General features: G+C 71.9%; 24 protein-coding genes. 3 read left to right on the top strand and 21 right to left on the bottom strand.

Features of this window, described 5'->3' with window-relative positions:
- Window positions 1-174 precede the first annotated feature (174 nt).
- From ACWF9Z_RS23565 to ACWF9Z_RS23620, 12 genes are all read right to left on the bottom strand, one after another.
- Entirely contained in the window at window positions 175-444 is a 270-nt protein-coding gene (locus tag ACWF9Z_RS23565; RefSeq protein WP_453604900.1) for a DUF1876 domain-containing protein, read from the bottom strand.
- A 205-nt stretch (window positions 445-649) separates the two neighbouring features.
- Window positions 650-1078 carry a MarR family winged helix-turn-helix transcriptional regulator gene (locus tag ACWF9Z_RS23570; protein WP_453604902.1) on the bottom strand — a complete coding sequence of 143 codons (429 nt, stop codon included), beginning with the start codon at window positions 1076-1078 and terminating at the stop codon, window positions 650-652.
- On the bottom strand, window positions 1078-1494 hold the full coding sequence (locus tag ACWF9Z_RS23575; protein ID WP_453604904.1) for a polyketide cyclase: 417 nt from the start codon (window positions 1492-1494) through the stop codon (window positions 1078-1080). The genes ACWF9Z_RS23570 and ACWF9Z_RS23575 overlap by 1 nt, the downstream gene beginning before the upstream one ends.
- A gap of 280 nt (window positions 1495-1774) precedes the next feature.
- On the bottom strand, window positions 1775-2773 hold the full coding sequence (gene hemB / locus ACWF9Z_RS23580; protein ID WP_453604906.1) for a porphobilinogen synthase: 999 nt from the start codon (window positions 2771-2773) through the stop codon (window positions 1775-1777).
- A 105-nt stretch (window positions 2774-2878) separates the two neighbouring features.
- Window positions 2879-3262 (bottom strand): hypothetical protein, encoded by a 384-nt coding sequence (locus ACWF9Z_RS23585; RefSeq protein WP_453604908.1) that lies wholly within the window; start codon window positions 3260-3262, stop codon window positions 2879-2881.
- 48 nt (window positions 3263-3310) lie between these two features.
- Window positions 3311-4672 (bottom strand): HEAT repeat domain-containing protein, encoded by a 1362-nt coding sequence (locus ACWF9Z_RS23590; RefSeq protein WP_453604909.1) that lies wholly within the window; start codon window positions 4670-4672, stop codon window positions 3311-3313.
- Window positions 4673-4699: 27 nt separating this feature from the next.
- Window positions 4700-5827: an FAD-dependent oxidoreductase gene (locus ACWF9Z_RS23595; RefSeq protein ID WP_453604911.1), complete on the bottom strand. Its 1128-nt coding sequence runs from the start codon at window positions 5825-5827 to the stop codon at window positions 4700-4702.
- A gap of 237 nt (window positions 5828-6064) precedes the next feature.
- The gene (locus tag ACWF9Z_RS23600) at window positions 6065-7750 is read right to left on the bottom strand and encodes a uroporphyrinogen-III synthase (protein WP_453604912.1); all 1686 of its coding nucleotides are present in this window, start codon (window positions 7748-7750) and stop codon (window positions 6065-6067) included.
- Complete coding sequence (hemC, locus tag ACWF9Z_RS23605; RefSeq protein WP_453604914.1) at window positions 7747-8715, bottom strand: hydroxymethylbilane synthase; 969 nt, start codon at window positions 8713-8715, stop codon at window positions 7747-7749. The genes ACWF9Z_RS23600 and hemC overlap by 4 nt, the downstream gene beginning before the upstream one ends.
- Window positions 8712-10442 (bottom strand): glutamyl-tRNA reductase, encoded by a 1731-nt coding sequence (locus ACWF9Z_RS23610; protein ID WP_453604916.1) that lies wholly within the window; start codon window positions 10440-10442, stop codon window positions 8712-8714. The genes hemC and ACWF9Z_RS23610 overlap by 4 nt, the downstream gene beginning before the upstream one ends.
- Complete coding sequence (locus ACWF9Z_RS23615) at window positions 10439-11257, bottom strand: redox-sensing transcriptional repressor Rex (protein ID WP_453604918.1); 819 nt, start codon at window positions 11255-11257, stop codon at window positions 10439-10441. The genes ACWF9Z_RS23610 and ACWF9Z_RS23615 overlap by 4 nt, the downstream gene beginning before the upstream one ends.
- Window positions 11258-11530: 273 nt before the next feature.
- On the bottom strand, window positions 11531-11809 hold the full coding sequence (locus tag ACWF9Z_RS23620; protein WP_453604920.1) for a glutaredoxin family protein: 279 nt from the start codon (window positions 11807-11809) through the stop codon (window positions 11531-11533).
- A 116-nt stretch (window positions 11810-11925) separates the two neighbouring features.
- Here ACWF9Z_RS23620 and ACWF9Z_RS23625 point away from each other — a divergent pair, with 116 nt between their 5' ends.
- The 3 genes from ACWF9Z_RS23625 (at window position 11926) to ACWF9Z_RS23635 (ending at window position 15572) form a co-directional block, all read left to right on the top strand.
- On the top strand, window positions 11926-12924 hold the full coding sequence (locus tag ACWF9Z_RS23625) for an HAD family hydrolase (RefSeq protein WP_453604922.1): 999 nt from the start codon (window positions 11926-11928) through the stop codon (window positions 12922-12924).
- A gap of 384 nt (window positions 12925-13308) precedes the next feature.
- Complete coding sequence (locus ACWF9Z_RS23630) at window positions 13309-14127, top strand: ECF subfamily RNA polymerase sigma factor, BldN family (protein WP_453604924.1); 819 nt, start codon at window positions 13309-13311, stop codon at window positions 14125-14127.
- Between the two features lie 242 nt (window positions 14128-14369).
- Window positions 14370-15572, top strand: coding sequence for a DUF5667 domain-containing protein (locus ACWF9Z_RS23635; protein WP_453604926.1), 1203 nt, complete (start codon window positions 14370-14372; stop codon window positions 15570-15572).
- A gap of 85 nt (window positions 15573-15657) precedes the next feature.
- Here the strand turns inward: ACWF9Z_RS23635 and ACWF9Z_RS23640 are convergent, their stop codons facing one another.
- From ACWF9Z_RS23640 to ACWF9Z_RS23680, 9 genes are all read right to left on the bottom strand, one after another.
- A complete protein-coding gene (locus ACWF9Z_RS23640; protein WP_453604928.1) occupies window positions 15658-16668 on the bottom strand; it encodes a lysophospholipid acyltransferase family protein in 1011 nt (336 codons plus the stop codon).
- Window positions 16668-17768: an NAD-dependent epimerase/dehydratase family protein gene (locus tag ACWF9Z_RS23645; protein ID WP_453604930.1), complete on the bottom strand. Its 1101-nt coding sequence runs from the start codon at window positions 17766-17768 to the stop codon at window positions 16668-16670. Before ACWF9Z_RS23645 ends, ACWF9Z_RS23640 begins: the two co-directional genes overlap by 1 nt.
- A 95-nt stretch (window positions 17769-17863) precedes the next feature.
- Window positions 17864-17962: a 30S ribosomal protein bS22 gene (locus ACWF9Z_RS23650; RefSeq protein ID WP_003948845.1), complete on the bottom strand. Its 99-nt coding sequence runs from the start codon at window positions 17960-17962 to the stop codon at window positions 17864-17866.
- A gap of 162 nt (window positions 17963-18124) precedes the next feature.
- Window positions 18125-18334: a helix-turn-helix domain-containing protein gene (locus ACWF9Z_RS23655; protein WP_215021298.1), complete on the bottom strand. Its 210-nt coding sequence runs from the start codon at window positions 18332-18334 to the stop codon at window positions 18125-18127.
- Between the two features lie 114 nt (window positions 18335-18448).
- Window positions 18449-19279 carry a phosphatase gene (locus tag ACWF9Z_RS23660; protein ID WP_453604932.1) on the bottom strand — a complete coding sequence of 277 codons (831 nt, stop codon included), beginning with the start codon at window positions 19277-19279 and terminating at the stop codon, window positions 18449-18451.
- Between the two features lie 90 nt (window positions 19280-19369).
- Complete coding sequence (locus ACWF9Z_RS23665) at window positions 19370-20518, bottom strand: acetoin utilization protein AcuC (protein ID WP_453604951.1); 1149 nt, start codon at window positions 20516-20518, stop codon at window positions 19370-19372.
- On the bottom strand, window positions 20490-21719 hold the full coding sequence (locus ACWF9Z_RS23670) for an MFS transporter (protein ID WP_453604933.1): 1230 nt from the start codon (window positions 21717-21719) through the stop codon (window positions 20490-20492). The genes ACWF9Z_RS23665 and ACWF9Z_RS23670 overlap by 29 nt, the downstream gene beginning before the upstream one ends.
- 60 nt (window positions 21720-21779) lie before the next feature.
- Window positions 21780-22457 (bottom strand): HAD family hydrolase, encoded by a 678-nt coding sequence (locus ACWF9Z_RS23675; protein ID WP_453604935.1) that lies wholly within the window; start codon window positions 22455-22457, stop codon window positions 21780-21782.
- Window positions 22458-22652: 195 nt separating this feature from the next.
- A protein-coding gene (locus tag ACWF9Z_RS23680; protein WP_453604936.1) for an IS5 family transposase occupies window positions 22653-23461 on the bottom strand; the annotation gives its coding sequence in 2 pieces (ribosomal slippage) (window positions 22653-23141 and window positions 23144-23461; 807 coding nt in all).
- Window positions 23462-23639 lie beyond the last annotated feature (178 nt).

Consider the following 23639-nt stretch of genomic DNA (forward strand, 5'->3'; position numbering starts at 1 on the left):
CCGGGGCCCGGGTTGGGGGGGGGGGGGGGGCCCCGGGGCGGGGGGCTCCCCCCCCCCGGCCCCCTCAGTGGGGGGGGGGGGCCCGCGGCGGCGGATCCGGGCGCGTGTGCGCGTGACGCGTCGCCGAGTCACCCAGTCACCCAGTCACCCAGTCACCCGTGACGCGGTACCGCGTCAGTGCAGCGGGTACGAGTGCCTGCCCGTCGCCTCGTCTATCTCCGTGTGGGCCTTCTGCAACATCTGCGACGCGAGATCCATCAGCGCTCGCGCGCCGGCGATCTCTTCCCCGACCCGCAGCTGATCCGGGTCGGAGGGGTGACGCATGGCGTAACCGTGCGCCCGTATCTCGGAGCCGTCCCCGAGCCTGACCAGGGCCGCCGCACTCGTGCGGTGTCCCTCCTCGGTGAACTCGAGCTCCACATGCCACCCGACGAGCGTGGACATGGTGCACCTCCTCCAGGGGTCAACCACCTGCCTCCAGGGTGCGCCTGCGGGAGGTGGGATGCGAGTCGGGGGGGTGGGGGGCGTTGACGGGTGGGCGGGGGTCGGCCTTCGCTGCGGCCTGTCGGGTGCGATGACAGTCCCTGGGGAGGAGAGGGGCAGGGACGGCCGGATCAGGGATGCGGGGGGTGGGGGCGGCCTGAAGGGGTCAGGGTTCCAGACGGGCCAGGCGGCTGAGCAGGGTCACGGCCTCGTCGCGGGCGACCGGTTGGAAGAAGCTGCCGTCGACGGCTTCGACGGCGGCGATCGCGCGGGGAGCCAGTTCGGCTCCGGTGGTGGTGACGCGCAGCCGCTTGGCGCGGGTATCGGCGGGGTCGACCTCCCGCTCGATCAGGCCCTTGGCTTCCAGCGCGCGCAGGACCTGCGACGTCATCTTGACGTCCGTACCGGCCTGGCGGGCCACGGCGAGCTGGTTGGGGTGCTCACCGTGCTTGTTCATCCACCAGGTACAGGCGAGCAGGACGAACTGGACGTGGGTGAGGTCCAACGGTCCGAGCGCGGCGGCGATGTCGCGCTGCCAGCGCAACGTCGCGTGCCACAGCAGGAAACCGGGACTGTCGCCGGGGCTGAGGGCCATCAGCCCTGTGCCAGCTTCACGAGAGCGTCCATCGTCTCGGGCCAGTCCCCCGTGACGGCCGGACCGATGTGCGGGCCGAGTTCGTCCACACCGTCACCGGTGATCTCCATCCGGTACGTCACCCGCGTCCGCAGGCGCTCGCCCGCGTCCACGCGGTGAACGGTCCGCAGCAACAGTCCCTCGAACCGCGCCTCGTCCACGAAGAGTTCATCGGCCACGGCCTCGGCAACGACCAGGTGCACCGGGTCCTGCCCGGCCGGCGTCATCACGATCTCGGCACCCGGCGCGAACGCCCCGCTGATCCGGACGCTCTCGATATCGGCGTTCCAGGCCCCCCAGTTCTCGACGTCGGCCCACAGCCCCCAGATCGCCGCCGGTCCCGCATTGGTCTCCACGCTGTGCTCGTAAGCCCACATCTGACTCTCCCCTTGCCGGTCCGATATTAACTACGCACAGACTATCTACGCGCAGACTATCTGTCCACACTCCCGCCCCCACCACCGCGTGGTGGCCCATGTCCTGTCGTGCGGGTTGGCGGGCGGAGCATCGGGAACGGGCCTCGATGGGCCCGGCTGGAGGTCCCGAGGGACCCGCCTGCCCGCTCTCGGGCAGGCGGGCGGTCCGGATGACCGGCGCTCCTTCGGCTGACCGGCGGGACCGGGCTCGACGCATCCCTGATCCGGCCGTCCCTGCTCCTCACACCCCCCGGAGCCACCCCGCGGCCTCGGTCGCCCAGTACGTCAGGATCGTGTCCGCGCCCGCCCGCTTGATGCCCAGCAGGGTCTCCAGGATGGCTCGGTCGCGCTCGATCCAGCCCTTCTCGGCCGCCGCCTCGATCATCGCGAACTCGCCGCTGATCTGGTACGCCGCCACCGGCACGTCCACCGACTGCGCGACCCGGTACAGGATGTCCAAGTAGGGGCCGGCGGGCTTGACCATGACCATGTCGGCGCCCTCCTCCAGGTCCAGCGCCAGCTCCCGCAGCGACTCCCGGGCGTTCGCCGGGTCCTGCTGGTAGGTCTTGCGGTCGCCCTGCAGCGAGGACCCGACGGCCTCGCGGAAGGGCCCGTAGAACGCGGACGAGTACTTGGCCGTGTACGCCAGGATGGAGACGTCCTCGTGGCCCGTCTCGTCGAGCGCGTCACGGATGACGCCGACCTGGCCGTCCATCATCCCGCTGGGGCCGACCACGTGGACGCCCGCGTCGGCCTGGACCTGCGCCATCTCCGCGTAGCGCTCCAGCGTCGCGTCGTTGTCCACGCGCCCGTGCTCGTCCAGGACCCCGCAGTGCCCGTGGTCGGTGTACTCGTCCAGGCACAGGTCGGACATGATGACGAGGTCGTCCCCGACCTCGGCCTTCACGTCCCGGATCGCGACCTGCAGGATCCCGTCGGGCTCGGTGCCCGCCGTACCCCGCGCGTCCTTGTTCTCGTCGGCCGGGACGCCGAACAGCATGATTCCCGCGACCCCCGCCGAGACCGCCTCCACGGCGGCCTTGCGCAGCGTGTCCCGCGTGTGCTGGACCACTCCCGGCATCGCCGAGATGGCGATCGGCTCGCTGATGCCCTCCCGGACGAACGCCGGGAGGATCAGGTCCGAGGGGTGCAGCCTGGTCTCCGCGACCATCCGCCGCATCGCCGGGGTGGTGCGCAGCCGGCGGGGCCGCGAGCCGGGGAAGGATCCGTACGCACTCATCTTCAGTCGCCTCTTCGCGCTTCGACAGCAGTCGCCACAAGCCTAGGGGGTGCCTGACGGATCACCGCCGGGCCCGCACCGGCCGCCCGGGTCCGCGCCGGGCCGCTACGGCAGGTCGAGCAGCGCCCAGAACACGGCCGCGTTCAGCAGGACCACCGCGGGCGCGGCGATCGCGATGCCGACGCGCCGGGCGGCGTTGGCCGTGCGCCACGGCAGGGCCCAGCTCCACACCAGCAGGGCCGCGGCGGCCAGCAGCCCCACCCAGAACACCGGCCAGGCGACCTCGAAGCTGGCGTCGAAGGCGTGGGCGGCCTCCGTTCCGCAGGAGTCGCAGGCCATCGGCGACAGCCCCGCGTACAGGAGCGAGAGGAACGCCAGCGGCAGCGTCAGCAGCGTGGCGGCCAGCGGGGCCAGGAAGGCCCGCCGGTCCCGGTCGGCGTCGGAGCCGGGGACGGAGGAGAGGCCGTGGGCGAGCTCGTGGGTGGTCATGGGACCACCCAACTCCGGCCGCCCGGCGCCCGGTACCCGTACGCGTACTCAGACCGCCTGGGTAGGTGCGCGCGAGGAGGCGCCGGGGCCGTTGCGCTCCCGCCACCGCTCGAACGCCAGCGCCCTGTGGTCGGGCGAGAAGAGCGGGCCGAGTTCCTCCACCCGCGCGTACGCCCGCGGAGTGTCCGGGTGGTCCCGCAGGGCCAGGCCGTAGGCGCCGATCATCCGCGTCAGCCAGGCGTCCGCGTCCAGGAGGGACAGCAGCAGCTCCGTGGCGTCGGCCGTACGGTCGTCGGATTCCGCCATGCTGTCCGCCGCCCCGTCCCGCACGGGGCTCCGCGGGTCCCGGACCAGGTCGCGGACGACGGCGCGGGCCGCGTCCACGTCGTCACCGCCCTGGAGGACCAGGGCCCGTGCCGCGATGAACCGCACCTCGTCGTCGGGGTCGCCCGCCGCGACGCGCAGGGCCGCGCGCTCCGCTTCCGTGAACGGCCGGTCGTACCAGCCCAGACAGCCCACCGCCGCCAGGCGCACCCGGGGATCGGCATGGCCGGCGTACCGCAGGGAGAGGGCTTCCAGGCGCGGGTGTTCCACCTCGTGTTCGTCGAGGGCGTTCAGCACCGCCGCGAGGACCACGGGGTCCGTCTCCCGGTCCGCCCAGGCGGCGAGCAGTTCCCGGTCCTCCTCGTGGTGCGGGTACCCGTCGTCCGTCAGGAAGGACTGCCTGCCGAACAACCAGTCGGCGGCGAAGAGCCGGTGGCGGGAGGACGGGTGGTCCCTCAGCGCCGTCACCGCTTCCCGGGCCCCGTCGAGCTGGGCGCGGGACTCGGTCCAGTCCACGTGGAAGACGTCGGGATGCCGGACGGCCCGGGCGATCAGTTCCTCCGGCGGGACCTCGACGCCGAACACCCGCTCCAGCCTGGTCAGGACGGCGCCGTGTCCGCCCCGCACCGTCCGACCGCCGAGCACGATCTGCTCGACCTGGCACCACTCCTCCTCCACCCCCGAGGTCTCCGCCGGCTCCAGCGCCCCCGTCCGCCGGCGCAGCTCCGCCTCCGCACCGGCCGCGTACCACCGCCGGGCCGCGTCCAGCAGCCGTGCCCGCTCCGCCTCCGGCAGGCGCTGCCCCGGGTCCGGGAGGTCCCTGGACCAGAGCAGCGCGCCGACCACCGCCGGGGAGCCGCCCTCGACGGCCCGCAGCAGCGGGGTCGTACCGTCCGGCAGCACCCGGTCGGGATCGGCTCCGGCCTCCACCAGCGCGGCGGCCGCCCCGTACGCGTACGCGGCGACCGCCGCGCACAGCGGCGGCAGCCCGTCCGCGTCCGGGGCGTCCGGATCGGCGCGCTCCCGCAGGAGCGCCCGTACCGCCTCCGTGTCGCCCGCCCGTACCGCTTCCCCCAGTGCCGTCATGCCCCGAACATGCCACAGGACCCAGGGCTATCGGGCCTGCTCCTGCTCCTGCTCGGTGAACGCGGCGATCATCTCGTGGATCGTGGCGCCTTCGAAGTCGAAGCCGTCGAAGCCGCGGACCTCGGCCGCGCGCGGGAACATGACCTGCTCGTACGCGGTGAGCGCGGCCTCGATGTCGTCGGGGTGCGCGGCGAGGGCCTGCCCGAGTTCGGCGCCGTCGAGCATGGCCAGGTTGGCGCCTTCGCCGTTCGGGGGCGCGAGGTGGGCGGCGTCGCCGAGGAGGGTGACCCCCGGCACCCGGTCCCACCGGTGCCCGGTCGGCAGGGTGTAGTGGGGGCGCAGGACCGGGGCGGTGTCGCTGTCGGTGATCAGCGCGGTGAGTTCCGGTGCCCAGCCGTCGAACTCCTCGGCGATCCGCGCGGTGGCCGCGGCGGGATCCGTGAAGTCGATGGCGTCGAACCAGTCCAGCGGCTCGGAGATCATCACGTAGGCGTGCAGGGCGTCCCCGGTCTCCCGGTGGGCGAAGATCTCCCTGCCCGGCGAGGGCGCCATCAGCATCCCGCTGCCGACCGCCTTCGCGGCGGCCGGGTGCCGGGTGTCGGAGTCGAACAGGTAGGTCTCGACGATCGACGTGCCCGCGTACTCGGGTGTGGCGGTGGAGAGCAGCGGCCGGACCCGTGACCACGCGCCGTCCGCGCCGACCAGCAGGCTCGTGACGACGGAGCCGCCGCCCGCGAACGTCACCTCGTGGCGGCCCCCGCCGAGGGAACGCGTACCGCTGACCTTGTGCCCCCACCGGACGGTGCTGGCCGGCAGCGAGTCCAGCAGGATCTGCCGCAGTTCGCCGCGCTGCACCTCGGGGCGTCCGCCCGTGCCGTCGTCCGCCTTGTCCAGCAGGAGGGTCCCGTCCCGGTCGAAGATCCGCATCGCCTCGCGGCCCTCGAGGACGATGGCGTGGAACTCGTCCATCAGGCCGGCCGCCCTGAGGGCCGGCTGGCCGTTGTAGTCGTGGATGTCGAGCAGCCCGCCCTGCGTGCGGGCCGTCGGGGAGGACTCCGCCTCGTAGACCGTGGCCGCTATTCCGTGGACGTGCAGGACGCGGGCGAGCGTGAGTCCGCCGAGCCCGGCGCCGATGATCGTGACGTCAGTGGTCATGGGGCTTCCTTCTCCAGTCGGGACGATGCGCTGCCGGTGGCCCGTGCCGTTGCGGGGGCCCACCGACGACTCCACTGTCCCGGCGGCCGTCGACAGCCCGCCGAGGGGTCACCGACAGGACCGGTCCGCCGCCGACAGCCGACCGACACGGCGGAAAGGGCCCCGGGAAGCGAAAGGGCCCGGGCGCGGCTGGAGTCGCTCCATCCGCACCCGGGCCCTTCCCGGTTCCACCGGCCGTCAGGTCGTACGACGCCTGCGCGCTCCCGGCCGCCGCTCGCTCGGCCGGTACACGTTCTCCCCGGCCTCCTTCGCGGCCTCGCGGCGCGCCGCCCCGTACTCCGCCAGGGCTTCCGCGAGCTTGCCCACGCTCGGCTCCGGCGACAGGACGTCGACGCGGAGGCCGTGCTCCTCGGCCGTCTTGGCCGTGGCCGGGCCGATGCACGCGATGACGGTGACGTTGTGCGGCTTGCCGGCGATGCCGACGAGGTTGCGCACGGTGCTCGACGACGTGAAGAGCACGGCGTCGAAGCCGCCGCCCTTGATCGCCTCGCGCGTGTCCTGCGGCGGGGGCGAGGCGCGCACGGTCCGGTAGGCGGTGACGTCGTCGACCTCCCACCCGAGCTCGATGAGCCCGGCGACCAGGGTCTCGGTGGCGATGTCGGCGCGCGGCAGGAAGACGCGGTCGATCGGGTCGAAGACCGGGTCGTAGGGCGGCCAGTCCTCCAGCAGCCCGGCGGCGGACTGCTCCCCGCTGGGCACGAGGTCGGGCTTGACGCCGAACTCCACCAGCGCGGCGGCGGTCTGCTCGCCCACGGCGGCGACCTTGATGCCCGCGAAGGCACGGGCGTCGAGCCCGTACTCCTCGAACTTCTCGCGCACGGCCTTGACCGCGTTCATCGAGGTGAACGCGATCCACTCGTAGCGGCCGGTGACGAGTCCCTTGACGGCCCGCTCCATCTGCTGCGGGGTGCGCGGCGGCTCCACCGCGATGGTCGGCACCTCGTGCGGAACGGCGCCGTACGAACGCAGCTGGTCGGAGAGCGAGGCGGCCTGCTCCTTGGTGCGCGGCACGAGCACGCGCCAGCCGAAGAGCGGCTTCGACTCGAACCAGGACAGCTCCTCGCGGCGCGCGGCGGCGCCGTGCTCCCCGACCACGGCTATGACGGGCCGCGAACCCTCCGGCGAGGGAAGGATCTTGCCCTGCTTGAACACCTGGGCGATGGTCCCCAGGGTCGCGCTCCAGGTCCGCTGGCGGGTGGTGGTGCCGGCCACGGTCACGGTGAGCGGGGTGTCGGGCTTGCGCCCGGCGCCCACCAGTTCGGCGGCGGCCGCCGAGACCGTCTCCAGCGTCGCGGAGACGACGAGGATGCCGTCGCTGGCGCCCGCCTCGCTCCAGCAGCGCGCGGAGGCGTTGCGGGCGTTCACGAACCGGACGTCGGCGCCCTGCTTGCCACTCAGCGGCACACCGGCGTACGCGGGCACGCCGACGGCGGTCGCGACTCCGGGGACCACCTCGAAGGGGATGCCCTCGGTGGCGCAGGCGAGCATCTCCTCGGCCGCGTTCCCGTCGAGCCCGGGGTCACCGGTGACGGCACGGACGACCCGCCTGCCGGAGCGCGCGGCCTCCATGACAAGATTGGCGACGTCGTTGAGAGCAAGAGGTGTTCGGATCACCGGAACCCCGGCGGCTGCTGACAGATCGTCAGCAATCGTCAGCTGAGGCGTGTCCACCCCCGCGCGCGCATGCGTCCGTACGACCTCGAGCACCTCGGGCTCCGCGATCAGTACGTCCGCGGCGGCGAGGGCCTCGACGGCGCGCAGCGTCAGCAGACCCGGGTCGCCCGGACCGGCACCGAGGAAGGTGACGTGCCCGTGGACGGCGACCGCCGGGAAAGCGGAGGTGTTGGGACTTGTGGGGTTCAAAGCGACCGCTCCCCCATCAGACCGGCCGCACCCTTGGCGAGCATCTCGTCCGCGAGTTCGCGTCCGAGCGCCATCGCCTCGTCGTACGACGAGGGCACGGGACCGGTGGTGGACATCTGCACCAGCGTGGAACCGTCGAGGGTTCCCACGACTCCACGCAGGCGCATCTCATTGACAATCTGCCCGTCGGCCAGCAGGTCGGCGAGCGCCCCCACGGGGGCGCTGCAGCCGGCCTCCAGGGCGGCGAGCAGGGCGCGCTCCGCGGTCACGGCGGCCCGGGTGTACGGGTCGTCGAGCTCGCCGAGCGCGGCGATCAGGTCCGTGTCGGACGCGACGCACTCCACGGCCAGGGCACCCTGGCCGGGTGCGGGCAGCACGTTGTCGACGGACAGCAGGTCGGTGGCTTCGTCTCCGCGGCCGATCCGGTTGAGCCCGGCGGCGGCGAGGACGACCGCGTCGAGCTCCCCGTTCCGCACGAAGCCGATCCGGGTGTCGACGTTGCCGCGGATGGCGACGGTCTCGATGACCTTGCCCAGCGACCTGGCGTAGGCGTGCAGCAGGGACTGGCGCCGGGGCGAACCGGTGCCGACCCGCGCGCCGTCGGGCAGCTGCTCGAAGGTCAGGCCGTCACGGGCGACGAGCGCGTCCCGGGGGTCCTCGCGCCGCGGCATGGCCGCGATGACGAGGTCGTCGGGCTGCGTGGTGGGCAGGTCCTTCAGCGAGTGCACGGCGAAGTCGACCTCGCCGCGCACGAGGGCCTCGCGCAGGGCGGTGACGAAGACGCCGGTGCCGCCGATCTGCGAGAGGCTCTCGCGGGACACGTCACCGTAGGTCGTGATCTCCACGAGCTCGACGGGCCGGCCGGTGATCGCCCGTACCGCCTCGGCTACATGTCCGGACTGGGACATGGCCAGCTTGCTTCGCCGCGTGCCGAGCCGGAGGGGCTGGTCGAGACGTGGATTCATGATGCCCGTCCTGAGTCGTCGTTCTTGTCTGCCGCGTCCGCCCGGCTGACGGAGGCCACCGTCTGCGGGTCGAGATCGAAGAGTTCGCGCAGCGCTTCCGCGTACCCGGCGCCGCCGGGCTCGCTCGCGAGCTGCTTGACGCGCACGGTCGGCGCGTGGAGGAGCTTGTCGACGACGCGGCGCACGGTCTGGGTCACTTCGGCCCGCTGCCGCTCGTCGAGATCGGGGAGGCGCCCGTCGAGCCGCGCCACTTCCATGGCGACGACCTCGGCGGCCATGGCGCGCAGGGCGACCACGGTGGGAGTGATGTGCGCGGCCCGCTGCGCGGCACCGAACGCGGCCACTTCCTCGGCGACTATCCCGCGCACGGCGTCGACGTCGGCGGCCATCGGCGCGTCGGCGCTCGCCTCGGCCAGTGACTCGATGTCGACGAGCCGCACTCCGGGGATCCGGTGGACGGCGGCGTCGATGTCGCGGGGCATCGCCAGGTCCAGCAGCGCGAGCCGTACCGGCTGCGCGTCGACCTGGCTGCGGGCCCCCTTGCGGGGCTGCTGCCGCTGCGCGGCCGCCTCGCCCTGGTCGGCCCAGGTCCCGTGCAGTTCGAGCGCGCTGGCGTCCACCCCGGTCAGGGCGGCCCGGCCGTCGGCGCTGCGCGCCGGATCGGACGCGAGCGCGTCGCCGCCGACGGGACACCCGTCGCGCTCCTCGACCGCCACCTTGCTCCGCACGGCCCCGGCGTCGGCGATCCGCCGCCCACCGGCCGACACCGCGGCGAGCCGGGCCACGAGCTCGGCGTCGACACCGGCCGGATCCAGCCCCGCCAGGGGGGCCGTCCTCTCGGCGGCGGGGGGAGTACGGGGCGCGGGGGTCTGCGGGAGCGGACCCGCGGGGCCCGGATCCACGGCCGACGCCACGTCGTCCCCGGTCAGCACCAGCCCGGTCGCACCGGTACACGACACGACCAGGTCGACTCGTGTCAGCTCGGCGGCGACCGAGGCCATCGAAACGGCGGACGCCCGCACCCCGGTGCCCGAGGCAACCAGAATCTCGGCGAGCCGTTCCGCCCGCTCGGCGGTCCGGTTCGCCACCACGATCTCGGCGACGCCGACCCGCGCGAGCGTCGCCGCCGCCAGCGAGGACATCGACCCGGCACCGATGACGAGCGCGCGCTTCCCGGCGGCCCACTCCAGCACCGGCACGCGCACCGCGAGCTGCTCCAGCCCGAAGGTCACCAGCGACTGCCCCGCCCGGTCGATGCCGGTCTCGGAGTGCGCCCGCTTGCCGACCCGCAGGGCCTGCTGGAAGAGGTCGTTGATCAGGCGGCCCGCCGTGTGGAGCTCCTGCCCCAGCGCCAGCGCGTCCTTGATCTGTCCGAGGATCTGCCCCTCGCCGACGACCATCGAGTCCAGCCCGCACGCCACCGAGAACAGGTGGTGCACCGCCCGGTCCTCGTAGTGCACGTAGAGATAGGGAGTGAGCTCTTCCAGAGCCACCCCGCTGTGCTGCGCGAGCAGCGTGGAGAGCTCGGCCACGCCCGCGTGGAACTTGTCCACGTCCGCGTACAGCTCGATCCGGTTGCACGTGGCGAGGACGGCCGCCTCCGCCGCCGGCTCCGCGGCCAGCGTGTCGTGCAGCAGCTTGATCTTGGCGTCGGCCGACAGCGAGGCGCGCTCCAGCACGCTCACGGGCGCGCTGCGATGGCTCAGCCCTACGACGAGCAGGCTCATGCCGGCATCACCGCCGGCACGTCACCCTCGGGTCCGCCCTTGCGGGCCACGGCGGTCGCGCGCCCGGCGGGCGGCAGGACGGCGGCGGCCGGGGCCGCGCCGGTGCCGCTGGCCGCGGGGGAGCCGCCGGCGGCAGCGGCCGCGGCCGCTTCCTCGCCGGCCTTGCGCTGCTCGTGGAACGCCAGGATCTGCAGCTCGATCGACAGGTCGACCTTGCGCACGTCCACGCCCTCGGGCACGGACAGGACGGTCGGCGCGAAGTTCAGGATGGAGGTGACGCCGGCCGCGATGAGACGCTCGCTCACCTGCTGGGCCGCCCCCGCCGGGGTCGCGATGACCCCGATCGAGACGCCGTTCTCCTCGATGATCTTCTCCAGTTCATCGGTGTGCTGCACGGGGATGCCGGCGACGGGCTTCCCCGCCATGGCCGGATCGGCGTCGATGAGCGCCGCCACGCGGAAGCCGCGGGACGCGAAGCCGCCGTAGTTGGCGAGGGCCGCCCCGAGGTTGCCGATGCCGACGATGACGACCGGCCAGTCCTGGGTCAGTCCGAGCTCGCGGGAGATCTGGTAGACGAGGTACTCCACGTCGTAGCCGACCCCGCGGGTCCCGTAGGAACCGAGGTAGGAGAAGTCCTTGCGGAGCTTCGCGGAGTTCACCCCGGCGGCAGCGGCGAGCTCCTCGGAGGACACCGTGGGAACCGATCGCTCGGAGAGCGCGGTGAGGGCGCGCAAGTACAGCGGAAGCCGGGCGACAGTGGCCTCGGGAATACCTCGGCTGCGGGTCGCCGGTCGGTGAGTTCGGCCAGTTGCCACGATGCTCCTGCGGGATGAGCGGGGCTGCAGGTGGCCACTTGTCCCAGGACCACCCCGTCGAATGCAGGCTATGTCTTTGTGAACGCGTGCACAAAGATTGTGTCCGCTTTGTCCGAGCAAAGTGACCGGGGTCACGCGCCCCCGGCATGCGGGGCGGGAACGACCGACACGCCGAACCCGTTCAAATCCCGAAGGGGGCAAACCCGTACACACTCCTCACCAAAACGCCCCCGATCCCTTATAAATCGCCCACGATCGTCACTGTCGGAGGGCTCAGGCCTCCAGGGCCCGTCGGAGCCGGTCAGGGTTCACCCTCCAGAAGGTGTGCTGGTCGCCGTCGACGAGCACGACCGGAATCTGCTCCCAGTGCAGGCGGTAGAGCTCCTCGTCCTGCGAGATGTCCTTCTTCTCCCACTGCGCCCCGGTTTCGGCGCAGACCTTCTCGATGACCTCCTGGGCGTCGTCGCACAGATGGCACCCCGGCTTCCCGATGAGCGTGACCATCCGCTCCTCGGGCCGCTTCTTTTGCGCACGGCGCAGCAAAGGACTCATGCCCCCATTCTCCCGCGCCCGCGCACCGCCGGGACCGGACCGGAGGCCGCGAAGAGTTCACGCCCCCGATTCCCTTCGGTTCGGGAACTCCCGAACACAATGGCTATGCTCGCGTCATGTCCGCTCTCGGATGGCTCACCCCCCGTAGGCGCTCCGCGACCGCGCGGAGCGTGCTGGCAGGCGAGGCCTCGGCCGAGGCCGCCCGCAAGTCCGCACTGGCCGACGACGGCCCCGACGCCCTGACCTCGGACACCGCCGGAGGCGCGCGGGCCGGGGCGCCGGCCGCCGAGGTCCCCGACACGGCCCCCGAGCCCGAACCGGAACCCGAGTTCCCCGTGGCGGGCGACGACCTCGCCGCCGCCTTCTTCGACCTCGACAACACGGTCATGCAGGGCGCCGCGATCTTCCACTTCGGCCGCGGCCTCTACAAGCGCGAGTTCTTCCGCCGCCGCGAGCTGGCCCGCTTCGCCTGGCAGCAGGCCTGGTTCCGGCTCGCCGGGGTCGAGGACCCCGACCACATGCAGGACGCCCGCGACAGCGCGCTGTCCATCGTGAAAGGCCACAAGGTCTCCGAGCTGATGGCCATCGGCGAGGAGATCTACGACGAGTACATGGCGGAGCGGATCTGGCCGGGCACCCGCGCCCTGGCCCAGGCCCACCTCGACGCCGGCCAGAAGGTCTGGCTGGTGACGGCGGCCCCCGTCGAAACCGCCACGATCATCGCCCGCCGGCTCGGCCTCACCGGCGCCCTGGGCACCGTCGCGGAGTCCGTGGACAACGTCTACACCGGCCGCCTCGTCGGCGAGCCGCTGCACGGCCCCGCCAAGGCGGAGGCGGTACGCGCCCTGGCCGCGGCCGAGGGCCTGGACCTCGAGCGCTGCGCCGCGTACAGCGATTCGCACAACGACATTCCGATGCTGTCGCTGGTCGGGCATCCGTACGCGATCAATCCCGATACAAAACTGCGCAAGCATGCCCGCGCCCACGACTGGCGCCTGCGCGACTATCGGACCGGTCGCAAGGCCGTGAAGGTCGGCGTCCCGGCGGCCGCCGGGGTCGGCGCGATCGCGGGCGGCGCGGCCGCCGCGATCGCCCTGCACCGCCGCCGCAAGTAGCGGCCGCGGGGCCCCGCGCAGGCCACCACCCGCTCCCACCTGCCCTTGCGGCCCGGCCGCGCCCGCCCACCCGCCGGGCAGGGGCATTCGCTCACCCTTACCCGCACCCCCGGCGCGGCACTCCGCCCTGCCCGACTCGGTCGCGGGCCACCTCGGAAGCCGCCAATCCGCGTACCCAATCGATCAAGAAGCGATCACCAACTGCGACTGAATATGCCCTCGACACGCAACAGAAGTGTCGGAACCGGTGATTTGAGCAACTGGGTGTAGCGCTGCCTGTACGAAGCGTTATTCTCCTCAAACGCATGCCACCGCCCATCTGTCGCCACGACGGGTGAACGGTCCCGCACTGCACGTGATGGAAGCTCTGCCACTGGGAGTCCCGTGTACCCACCTGTCGGGGTTGACGCCTCGGGCCTGGCTACGCTGCGCGAAACGGTCCTCGACCACCTGCGCGGCTTCGTCCCCACCGCGTACGCCGTCCCCGCATTCGCCACCGCGGTCCCCGCCGGACTCGGCCCGGCCGGTCCTTGCTATGCCCTGACCGACGGCGGCGCGACGGTGGGCAGACGCGGACGCTCGGGCGGCGCGACCGCCGGGAGCGCCGCCACCGGGACCGCCGCGCCGGCCGCCCGCCGCCCCACCGCGGACAGCGACCAGGCCCGCATGATGGACCTGGTCGAACGCGCCCAGGCCGGCGAGGCCGAAGCCTTCGGTCGCCTGTACGACCAGTACAGCGACACCGTCTACCGCTACATCTACTACCGCGTGGGCGGCAAGGCGACCGCGGAGGATCTCACCAGCGAGACCTTCCTGCGCGCGCTGCGCCGCATCTCCACCTTCACCTGGCAGGGCCGTGACTTCGGCGCCTGGCTCGTGACGATCGCCCGCAACCTGGTCGCCGACCACTTCAAGTCGAGCCGTTTCCGCCTGGAAGTCACCACGGGCGAGATGCTCGACGCCAACGAGGTGGAACGGTCCCCCGAGGACTCCGTCCTGGAGTCCCTCTCCAACGCGGCCCTGCTGGAAGCCGTACGGAAACTCAATCCGCAGCAGCAGGAGTGCGTGACCCTGCGCTTCCTGCAGGGCCTCTCGGTCGCCGAGACGGCCAGGGTGATGGGAAAGAACGAGGGCGCCATCAAGACGCTCCAGTACCGGGCGGTCCGCACCCTGGCCCGCCTCCTTCCCGACGACGCCCGCTGACGCCGCCCCTTCACTCACACCCGGTATCCCTCCCTGATGACATTGATGACACTGACGACGCTGTGGTCCGATCATCCTTCGTCCGTAACCCAAGTGCCGCGCCGCTCGTTGTGGGGAATGCAGGCTCCCTGTGGACAGGCCTTGCCCGAAGCCGCTCACCCGAAAGGGTGGACGTGCTCGAGGAAGGCAACCTTCCGGACACCTTGGGGAGTCGATCGTCATGACGAGAGGAGGTGCCGCCAGTGATCGCGAACGTGACTCCGCACCGGCGGGCGAACGCCTTCGCCCAGGCCCTGGAGGATCGGACCCCGTCCGATCTTTCGGAACCGGACCCGGCGGCCGAGCAGTCCGAGGCACCTGCCGAACCTGCCGACCACGACCGGTTGTTGGCCCTGGCGAGCGTGCTCGGCGAAAGAATGCCGCGCCCAGTGCTGGACGCCGAGGTCAAAATGGTGCAGCGAGCTCAGCTCGTCGCCGCCATGGAGACCATGGTGATGGAGGAGAGGGCCGGCGGCAGTGCCGCCCCGGACCCTCAAGTGCCCGAACAGCGGACCGGCCGCGGCGCCCACCGGGCGACCTCGCTCCGGAAATTGCGGCCCCGCTCCCGCTGGTCCAAGGGCATCGCAGCGGGCGGCCTCACCGTAGGTGTGGCCGCGGGGGCCTTCAGCGGCGTGGCCGCTGCCAGCACGAACGCCCTGCCGGGTGACCACCTGTACCCCGTGAAGCGGGGCATGGAGGACATCCGGCTCGGGATGGCCGACGACGACTCGGACCGGGGCGAGCTCTATCTCGACCAGGCCTCGAGCCGCCTGTCGGAAGCCCGGCGGCTGATGGAGCGCGGGCGCCTGGGCGCGCTGGACCACGAGTCCCTCGGCGAGATCCGCCGGGCGCTCGCGGGCATGAAGCACGACGCCTCGGAGGGCCACCGGCTCCTCCAGGCGGCCTACGAACGGGACGGCTCGCTCGGCCCGATGCAGGCACTGTCCTCGTTCTCCCGCTCGCACCGCGACGCGTGGGACAGGCTCCGCGGGAACCTCCCCGTGCAGCTCACCGACGTGGGCGGTGAGGTCGAGTCGGTGTTCCAGGCCATAGACCAAGACGTGGCGCCGCTACAGGGCCTGCTTCCGAAGCCTCCGGAACAGACCCGCGGCTCCGGCCCCTCCACGAGGCCGAGCGCCCCGGCGGGCAAGCAGCAGACGGCCCCCTCCCAGGGAACCCCGTCGGCCGCCCCCACCCCGTCGGCATCGGGATCCGGGTCCGCGAAGACCCCTCCCGCCGACGGCGGCCTCCTCGGCGGTACGGGCAACCTGCTGAACCCGCCCGCGGGCCAGTCGGCCCCGTCCACGTCCGGCGCCCCGCAGTACCCGCAGCCGGACATCACCCTGCCGCCCCTGCTCCCCGGGCTCCTCCCGGGGCTGGGCATCAAGGCGGAGGACGCCGGCTGACACCCCTGACACGGAAAGCACCGGTGGAACCGCTCTCGCGGTCCCACCGGTGCTTTCCGTGCGTCCGGGTCAGAAGAACTCCGGGTCAGAAGAACACGGACCGCCGCTGCACCAGCAGCTTGTACAACGTGTGCTGGATCTGCTCCCGGACCTGGTCCGTGAGGTTGAACATCAGCATCGGATCCTCGGCCGCCTCCGCCGCGTACCCCGCGGTCTCGATCGGCTCGCCGAACTGGATCGTCCACTTCGTCGGCAGCGGCACGGCGCCCAGCGGCCCCAGCCACGGGAACGTCGGAGTGATCGGGAAGTACGGGATCCCCAACAGCCGCGCCAGCGTCTTGGCGTTGCCGATCATCGGGTAGATCTCCTCCGCCCCCACGATCGAGCAGGGCACGATCGGCGTCCCCGCGCGCAGCGCGGTCGACACGAAGCCGCCCCGCCCGAACCTCTGGAGCTTGTAACGGTCCCCGAACGGCTTCCCTATCCCCTTGAAGCCCTCGGGCATCACGCCCACCAGCTCCCCGGCCTCCAGCAGCCGCTGCGCGTCCTCCGCGCACGCCAGCGTGTGGCCGGCCTTCCGCGCGAGCTCGTTCACGCCGGGCAGCATGAACACCAGGTCCGCCGCCAGCAGCCTCAGGTGCCGCTCCGCCGGGTGGTGGTCGTGCACGGCCACCTGGAGCATCAGGCCGTCCAGCGGCAGCGTCCCGGAGTGGTTCGCCACGATCAGCGCGCCGCCGTCCTTCGGGACGTTCTCGATGCCCTTGACCTCGACCCGGAAGTACTTGTCGAACAGGGGCCTCATCAGCGACATCAGGACCTGATCGGTCAGCTCCTTGTCGTAGCCGAACTCGTCGACCTCGTACTCCCCGGTGATCCGGCGCCGCAGGAACGCCAGTCCGCCGGCGATGCGCCGGTCCCAGCCCGCACCGGCCGCATCCGGCCCCTCGGAGCCCGCCGCGCCCGAAGGCTCCGGGGCGACCGCGATCAACGGCTCGCCCGCCTGTTCCGGCTCGGTCCCGGGCAGGGCCCGTACCCGCCGCGGCGGCCGTCGCCGCGGCCGGTCCTCGTCGAACGGAATGACTTTGGCGTCCGCCACTATCGCTTCGCTCCCTCAGCCACCGGCGCCTTGCGCGCTCCGGCACTCGCCTCTGTGCTCGCGTCCACGTCCAACAGCCCCGCTACCCGGTCCACGGCCCGCGCCACCCGTTCCGGCGGCAGCAGCCCGTTCCCCCGGCTCCGCGTGAAGTCCGCGAAGGTCTCGGCGGTCGAGTACAGAGGACTGAATCCCAGCACGTCCCGCATCTGTGTGGTCTCCACGACCCGCCCGTGCGTCAGGAGCCTTATCTGCTCCGGCGAGAAGTCGGTCGCCCCGACGGCGCGCAGCGCCGAGCCCACCCAGGTGACCGCGGGCAGCAGCAGCGGCAGCGCGGGCCGTCCCAGCCGCCGCGCGCACTGCGACAGCAGCAGGACCCCGTCGCCCGCGATGTTGAAGGTCCCGCTGTTCAGGGTCCCGCGCCCGGGTTCCCCGGCGGCCAGCCGCAGCACGTCCAGCACGTCGTCCTCGTGGACGAACTGGAGGCGCGGGTCGTAGCCCAGCACCGTCGGGATCACGGGCATCGAGAAGTACGCGGCGAGCGCGGAGTCCGCGAAGGGACCGAGGATGTTCGCGAAGCGCAGCACGCACACGGCGACGTCCGGCCGTCTTCGCGCGAAGCCGCGGACGTACCCCTCGACCTCGGCGGCGTCCTTGGCGAATCCGGCCTCGGGCAGCGATTTCGGCTGCGTGGTCTCGGTGAAGACGGCCGGATCCCGCGAGGTGCCCCCGTACACACTGGTACTGGACTTCACCACGAGGCGCCGTACCGTCGGGGACTTCTGGCAGGCCCCGAGCAGCTGCATCGTCCCGATGACGTTGGTTTCCTTGACGGTGCTGTACGAGCCCGAGCCGGCGCCCGTCGCCGCGCCTCCGGTGACCGCCAGATGGACCACCGTGTCGACGGCGTACTCGGCGAGCACGCGCGCGATCGCCGACTGCCGGATGTCCGCACGGACGAACTCGGCCGATCCCAGCCGGTGCGGCGGGGTCACCGCGTCGACCGCGATCACCCGCTCGACCTCGGGGTCACGCTGGATCCGCCGTACGAAACGGCCTCCCAGCTGCCGGGCAGCCCCGGTAACGAGCACGACCTTCCCCACGAGCTCAGCGCCTCCCTCGAAGAAGTCCCCGGCTGCACCGCAGCCCCTCCACCAAGGATGGTGGAGGGGCTGCGGAAAACACGTACAGCTGCCGTTTACTTCTTGTTACGGCGCTGGACGCGGGTGCGCTTGAGCAGCTTGCGGTGCTTCTTCTTGGCCATCCGCTTACGCCGCTTCTTGATAACAGAGCCCACGACTACCCTCGCTCACTTCTCGGAACATCCCCGCGTCAGCGGGGATCTCGGTGCGGGGCGTCTGGGCCCACACGACCTACGTCGGCCTAGCCTACCCGTCCGAGCTCTGAGCTTGTAATCCGGTGCTTCCGAAGGGCGATCACGGGCTCCCGACCCTTGCCCTCAGGCCGATTCCACCCCCACGAAGGAGTCGCGCAGGTACTCGTGCACCGCATTTTCGGGGACCCGGAAGGACCGGCCCACCCGGATTGCGGGCAGATGACCGTTGTGCACCAATCGGTACACGGTCATCTTCGACACTCGCATCACCGAGGCGACCTCCGCCACGGTCAGGAACTGAACCTCACTGAGAGGCCTCTCGCCAGCAGCCATGACACACCTTGACCTTCCGCGCATGACGGGCACCGGCTTCCCCTCCGGTTACGCCCCGTCGTCGCACGCTCACTCACCAGAGTAGGGGCGTGTGATACGAGTGGGGAAGAGGAGCTACGGCCACTCCTGACGGCGCGGCAGACCCGCCCGGCTGAGCACATAGCGAGTGAGCGGTCGGTAATAGTCCGCGCGCACCGCGTCATCAAGCGGAACCGCCACCGAGACCCGCCCCTCGGCCTCCCCCACGAACAGCGCCGGATCATCCGTATCGGCCAGCCCGATCACCTCCACACCCAGCTGACCTGCGCCGCAGACCCACCCGTGGTCCCCCACCACCAGCTCCGGCAGCGGCCCGCCGGACTCCGCCAGGGCGCCGAGGGCGATCCGAACCGGCAGGGGTGAATGGGTGTGCGCGCCGGTGGCACTCCCGGGCGGGCGCGCGCCGTCTTCCCGCACCAGTGCGACCCCCCGTACGTAATCGATCCTGTGCGGGCGTACGCCGAACCGGGTCTTCATGTCGACGACGGACCCCCGCGCCGGGGTGAGGACATCACATCCCGCCGCCGACATCGCCTCGGCCAAGGTGGCGTAGAACCCCAGGAGCCGGTGCGGATGACCGGTGCCGAACAGGACGGGCGCCCGCGCCCCGGCGGCCGCGCGCAGCCGCTCCGCGAAGGCGTCCAGCCCCGCCACCGTGCACGCGGGGTCGATCACGTCCGGCCCGCTGACGTGCGACGGATCCGCCGAGACCCCGCACTTGTCGGCCATCAGCCGCAGCAGGTCCGCCTCGCCCCAGCCCCACTCGGGATCCAGCCCGAGCAGCACCCGGGGATCGCGCGCCGCGAACAGCCGGTAACTGCGCAGGCTCTCCTCCCGGGAAGTGGCGACGGGCCCGGCCAGCCGGGCGGCCAACAGATGCGCACGCAACGCGCCGGTACTCAACACCCTGCCGATGCTCCCGCACCCGTCCTGGCGCCTCATCAGTTCCGGGCAATCACACCACCGTTGGCGTAATACGACTCCGTACCCGCGGGATCAGGCCAGCAAGCCCCGCAGCGGGAACACCGCCCGCCGCGTGGCCAGCACCGCCTGGTCGATCCGGTCCGCCGGATCGTAACCGGACTCCCAGTCACGCCACGCGGGCACCCGCCCGTCCGTCATCCGTCCCGGCGCCACCTCCCGCGTCCGCGCGTACACCTCGTCCCGCCAGGACGCCGGCACCGCCGTCTCCGGGTCGACCGGCCGGTGCCCGGCGATCGCCACCAGATGCGTCCACGACCGCGGGACGACGTCCACGACCGCGTAACCGCCACCGCCCAACGCCAGCCACCGCCCGCCCGCATGAGCGTGCGCCAGCTCGTGACAGGCCTCCTGGACCGCCCGCTGGGCGTCCAGCGACACCGCCAGATGGGCCAACGGGTCCTCGATGTGCGTATCGGCCCCGTGCTGGGTCACCAGCACCTGCGGCCGGAAGTCCGCCAGCAGCTCGGGCACGACGGAGTGGAAGGCCCGCAGCCACCCCTCGTCCCCGGTCCCCGCGGGCAGCGCGATGTTCACCGCCGAGCCCTCCGCGGCCGGCCCGCCCGTCTCCTCGGGCCAGCCGGTCTGCGGGAACAGCGTCCTCGGGTGTTCGTGCAGGGAGACGGTCAGCACGCGCGGGTCGTCCCAGAACGCCGCCTGCACCCCGTCCCCGTGGTGCACGTCCACGTCCACGTACGCGACCCGCTCGGCGCCCAGCTCCAGCAGCCGGGCGATCGCCAGCGCCGCGTCGTTGTACACGCAGAACCCGGCCGCGCCCCCCGGCATCGCGTGGTGCAGCCCGCCGGCGAAGTTCACGGCGTGCTCGGCGTCCCCCCGCCAGACCGCCTCGGCGCCCGCCACCGACTGCCCGGCGATCAGCGCGGACGCCTCGTGCATCCCGTGGAACGCCGGGTCGTCCATGGTCCCGAGCCCGTACGAACCGTCCGCGGCTCCGGGGTCCGCGGACACCCCGCGCACGGCCGCCACGTAGTCCTCGCGGTGGACGAGCCGCAGGGTCGAGTCCCCGGCCGGCCGGCCCGCCCGTACCTCGAGCTCCCGGTCAAGCCCGAAGGCCCGTACCAGGCCCATCGTCAGCGCCAGGCGCACCGGGTCCATCGGATGGCCCGGTCCGAAGTCATACTTCGTTACCGCCTCGTCCCACATCAACAGCCCGGTCACCGGCTCGCCGCTCATGCCCGACACCGTATCGGGCGCCCTGCGCGCCGAACGAGCGGGCATGGAAAAGGGTGACGAGGACGAGCACCATCGGCACGAGCATGGCGCCCCGGTAGCTCCAGGCATCGCCGATCGCGCCGACGAGCGGCGCCCCGATCAGGAAGCCCACGTAGTTGAAGATGTTGAGCCGGGCGATCGCGGTGTCGGAAGAACCGGGGAACAGCCGCCCCGCGGCGGCGAAGGTCTGCGGCACGATCACGCACAGCCCGATCCCCAGCAGCGTGAACCCGAGCATCCCCGCCCACGCCCCGGGCGCTCCGGCCACCACGGCGAACCCGAGCGCGGCCACGACCGTCCCGATCCGTACGACGGCCACGGCCCCGAGGCGGCGCACGCCCTGGTCGCCGACGGCCCGGCCGATCAGGGTGGTCACCATGTAGACGTTGTAGGGGACCGTCGCGAGCTGCTCCGAGCTCCCCAGCACGTCCTGGAGGTACTTGGCGCTCCAGTTCGACACCGTCGAGTCCCCGATGTACGCGCACGCCATCACCAGGCACAGCGGCAGCAGCAGCTTGAACCCGCCGGGTCCGAGGCCCTTCTCCGCGCCGGCCTTCGCCTCTGCCGCGTCCTGGTCCACGTAGGAGCGGCCGGCGAGGAGCACGAGCGGCAGCAGGACCACGATGACGGGCAGGTAGGAGGTGAACAGCGTGAGGTGCCAGTGCGCTCCCGCCCAGGCGGCGGACGCGCCCAGGATGCCGCCGAGGCTGTACGCGGCGTGGAACCCCAGCATGATGCTGCGCCCGTACGCGCCCTGCAGGCTCACCCCGAGCATGTTCATGGACGCGTCGAGCGCCCCCACGAACAGCCCGAACGCCCCGAGGGCGAGCGCCACGTGCCACATCTGCGTGCCGGCGCCGACCCCGAGCAGCGCCAGCAGGACGAGCGGCTGCGCCCACCGCAGTACGGTGCTGGGCGCCACCCTCTTGACCAGGTGCTCGGTGACCACGCTGGACAGCCCGGCGAGGATGGGCACGGCCGCCAGGAAGGCGGGCAGCAGTGCGTCGGATATGCCGTACTGGTCCTGGAGGGCCGGGATCCGCGTCACGAGGAGCGCGAACGTCACGCCCTGCACGAAGAAACTGAACCCCAAGGCCCCGCGCCCGCGGCTCAGCCGCGCGTCTGCTGTCATGGCGGCTCAGCGTAGGCGGCGGTGCTACCCGTGGGTAGAGAGATCACATATCGAATTGGGTCAGTGATCGAACCCGCCGCTGTAGCCGCCTTCCAGGCCCAGCAGCGCGGCGAGTTGGTTCATGTCGCCGAAGTAGCCGGTGGCTCCGGGCAGCCGGTCGGCGGGCATCATCGCGGTGTACCCGTACACGTCCATCCCGGCGGCCACGGCGGCCTGGATGCCCAGCGGGCTGTCCTCGATGACCACGCAGCGCGCGGGGGCCACGCCCATCCGGTCGGCGGCGTGCAGGAACAGGTCCGGCGCCGGCTTGCCCTGGCCCACGTCCTCCGCGCTGAAGATCCACTCCTCCTCGAACCACTCGTCGAGCCGGGCCGCCCGGTGCCCGACACGGATCCGCTCGTGGCTCCCGGAGGACGCGAGACAGTACGCCGTGCCCGTCTCCACGAGCGCGGCCAGCACGTCCTCGACCCCGGGCACGGGCTTGAGCTCGCGCTCGAAGGCCGCGAAGGTGCGGGCGTGCAGGGTGGCGTCGAAGTCGGCCGGCAGCTCCTGCCCGGTCCGCTCCGTCACGAGGTCGTGCACCCGGTGCACGGCGGCGCCCATGTAGTCGCGGAGCGACTCCTCGTACGAGGTCGGGTGGCCCAGCTCGGTCAGGTACCCGGCGAGGATGCTGTTGGCGAGCGGCTCGCTGTCCACCAGCACGCCGTCGTTGTCGAAGATGACGAGGTCGTAGCCCATGCGACAACCCTACGAGCCGTCAGTGCAAATCCATCCGGACCCCATGCCGGGCATCCGCAGGACATCGAAAGTTCCTCGGTCCCCGCTCGGCCCGCGGTCACCGGCGTCCACCCGCTCTGTGACGCGCCCGTGGTAGGGCGACGCCGGCGCGGGGGCCGGGACCGGGGCCGGCCAGCGTAAGAGGTCGTAACACGATCATGAGTCGGGCTTGTTGAGGCGTCGCCAGCAGATGAGGCTGCAGGCGAGGGAGACGAAGGCGTCGTGGAGTTCGGTGCGACGTTCCCATCGGACGGCGAGTCGTTTGAACTGGTGGAGCAGGGCGAAGGTCTGCTCCACGACGTAGCGGAGCTTGCCCATGCCCTTGATGTTCGGGGCTCCCTTGCGAGAGATGACGGGCAGGATCCGGCGTTTACGCAGCTCATCGCGGTTGGGGTTGGAGTCGTAACCCTTGTCTCCGAGCAGGGCGTCCGGGCGTCTGCGGGGCCGCCCTGGGCGGCCCGCCACTGGTGGGATGCCGTCGACCAGGGCGAGGGTCTGGGTGACGTCGTTGACGTTCGCCGCGGTCGTGATGACTTTGAGTGGGGTGCCGCGTCCGTCGCAGATCAGGTGGTGTTTGCTGCCTGTCTTCCGCCGGTCGACCGGCGACGGACCGGTGTCGGCGCCCCCTTTTTCGCCCGGATGTGTGAGCCGTCCACGCAAGCCCTGGACCAGTCGAGCCGGCCGGCCGCGTTCAGCTCGGCGAGGAGGATCCGGTGCAGCTGGTCGAAGACCCCGGCTTGCTGCCAACGCTCCAGTCTGCGCCAGCAGGTCTGTCCGGACCCGAATCCCAGCTCAGGCGGCAGGAGTTGCCAGGCGATATCGTTGCAGAGCACGTACAAGATGCCCTGCAGGCACAGCCGGTCAGCTACCGGTCGAGGCCCTGGTGACCTCGTCGGCCAGGGCGGCAGCAGCGGCTCGATACGTGCCCACAAGTCGTCGTCCACGATCCACGGCCGAGTACTCACACCACCACAACAGCCGAATCGTCACACCGGTCACGCCCGACCAGGACATCTCGCCAAGATCGTGTTACGAGTTCTAAGGGCCTTAAACGCAGAAAAGCCCCGCACCAGTTACCTGGTGCGGGGCTTTCCCACAATGATTGTTCGGCGGCGTCCTACTCTCCCACAGGGTCCCCCCTGC

This window comes from Streptomyces sp. NPDC054961, assembly GCF_053609145.1.

Coding starts and splice junctions, on each gene's coding strand:
- ACWF9Z_RS23565 (WP_453604900.1), bottom strand. CDS start 444: ATGTCCACGCTCGTCGGGTGGCATGTGGAGCTCGAGTTCACCGAGGAG.
- ACWF9Z_RS23590 (WP_453604909.1), bottom strand. CDS start 4,672: ATGACGGCACTGGGGGAAGCGGTACGGGCGGGCGACACGGAGGCGGTA.
- hemB (WP_453604906.1), bottom strand. CDS start 2,773: ATGAGTGCGTACGGATCCTTCCCCGGCTCGCGGCCCCGCCGGCTGCGC.
- ACWF9Z_RS23585 (WP_453604908.1), bottom strand. CDS start 3,262: ATGACCACCCACGAGCTCGCCCACGGCCTCTCCTCCGTCCCCGGCTCC.
- hemC (WP_453604914.1), bottom strand. CDS start 8,715: ATGAATCCACGTCTCGACCAGCCCCTCCGGCTCGGCACGCGGCGAAGC.
- ACWF9Z_RS23670 (WP_453604933.1), bottom strand. CDS start 21,719: ATGACAGCAGACGCGCGGCTGAGCCGCGGGCGCGGGGCCTTGGGGTTC.
- ACWF9Z_RS23675 (WP_453604935.1), bottom strand. CDS start 22,457: ATGGGCTACGACCTCGTCATCTTCGACAACGACGGCGTGCTGGTGGAC.
- ACWF9Z_RS23570 (WP_453604902.1), bottom strand. CDS start 1,078: ATGGCCCTCAGCCCCGGCGACAGTCCCGGTTTCCTGCTGTGGCACGCG.
- ACWF9Z_RS23625 (WP_453604922.1), top strand. CDS start 11,926: ATGTCCGCTCTCGGATGGCTCACCCCCCGTAGGCGCTCCGCGACCGCG.
- ACWF9Z_RS23610 (WP_453604916.1), bottom strand. CDS start 10,442: ATGAGCCTGCTCGTCGTAGGGCTGAGCCATCGCAGCGCGCCCGTGAGC.
- ACWF9Z_RS23665 (WP_453604951.1), bottom strand. CDS start 20,518: ATGTGGGACGAGGCGGTAACGAAGTATGACTTCGGACCGGGCCATCCG.
- ACWF9Z_RS23620 (WP_453604920.1), bottom strand. CDS start 11,809: ATGAGTCCTTTGCTGCGCCGTGCGCAAAAGAAGCGGCCCGAGGAGCGG.
- ACWF9Z_RS23575 (WP_453604904.1), bottom strand. CDS start 1,494: ATGTGGGCTTACGAGCACAGCGTGGAGACCAATGCGGGACCGGCGGCG.
- ACWF9Z_RS23655 (WP_215021298.1), bottom strand. CDS start 18,334: ATGGCTGCTGGCGAGAGGCCTCTCAGTGAGGTTCAGTTCCTGACCGTG.
- ACWF9Z_RS23595 (WP_453604911.1), bottom strand. CDS start 5,827: ATGACCACTGACGTCACGATCATCGGCGCCGGGCTCGGCGGACTCACG.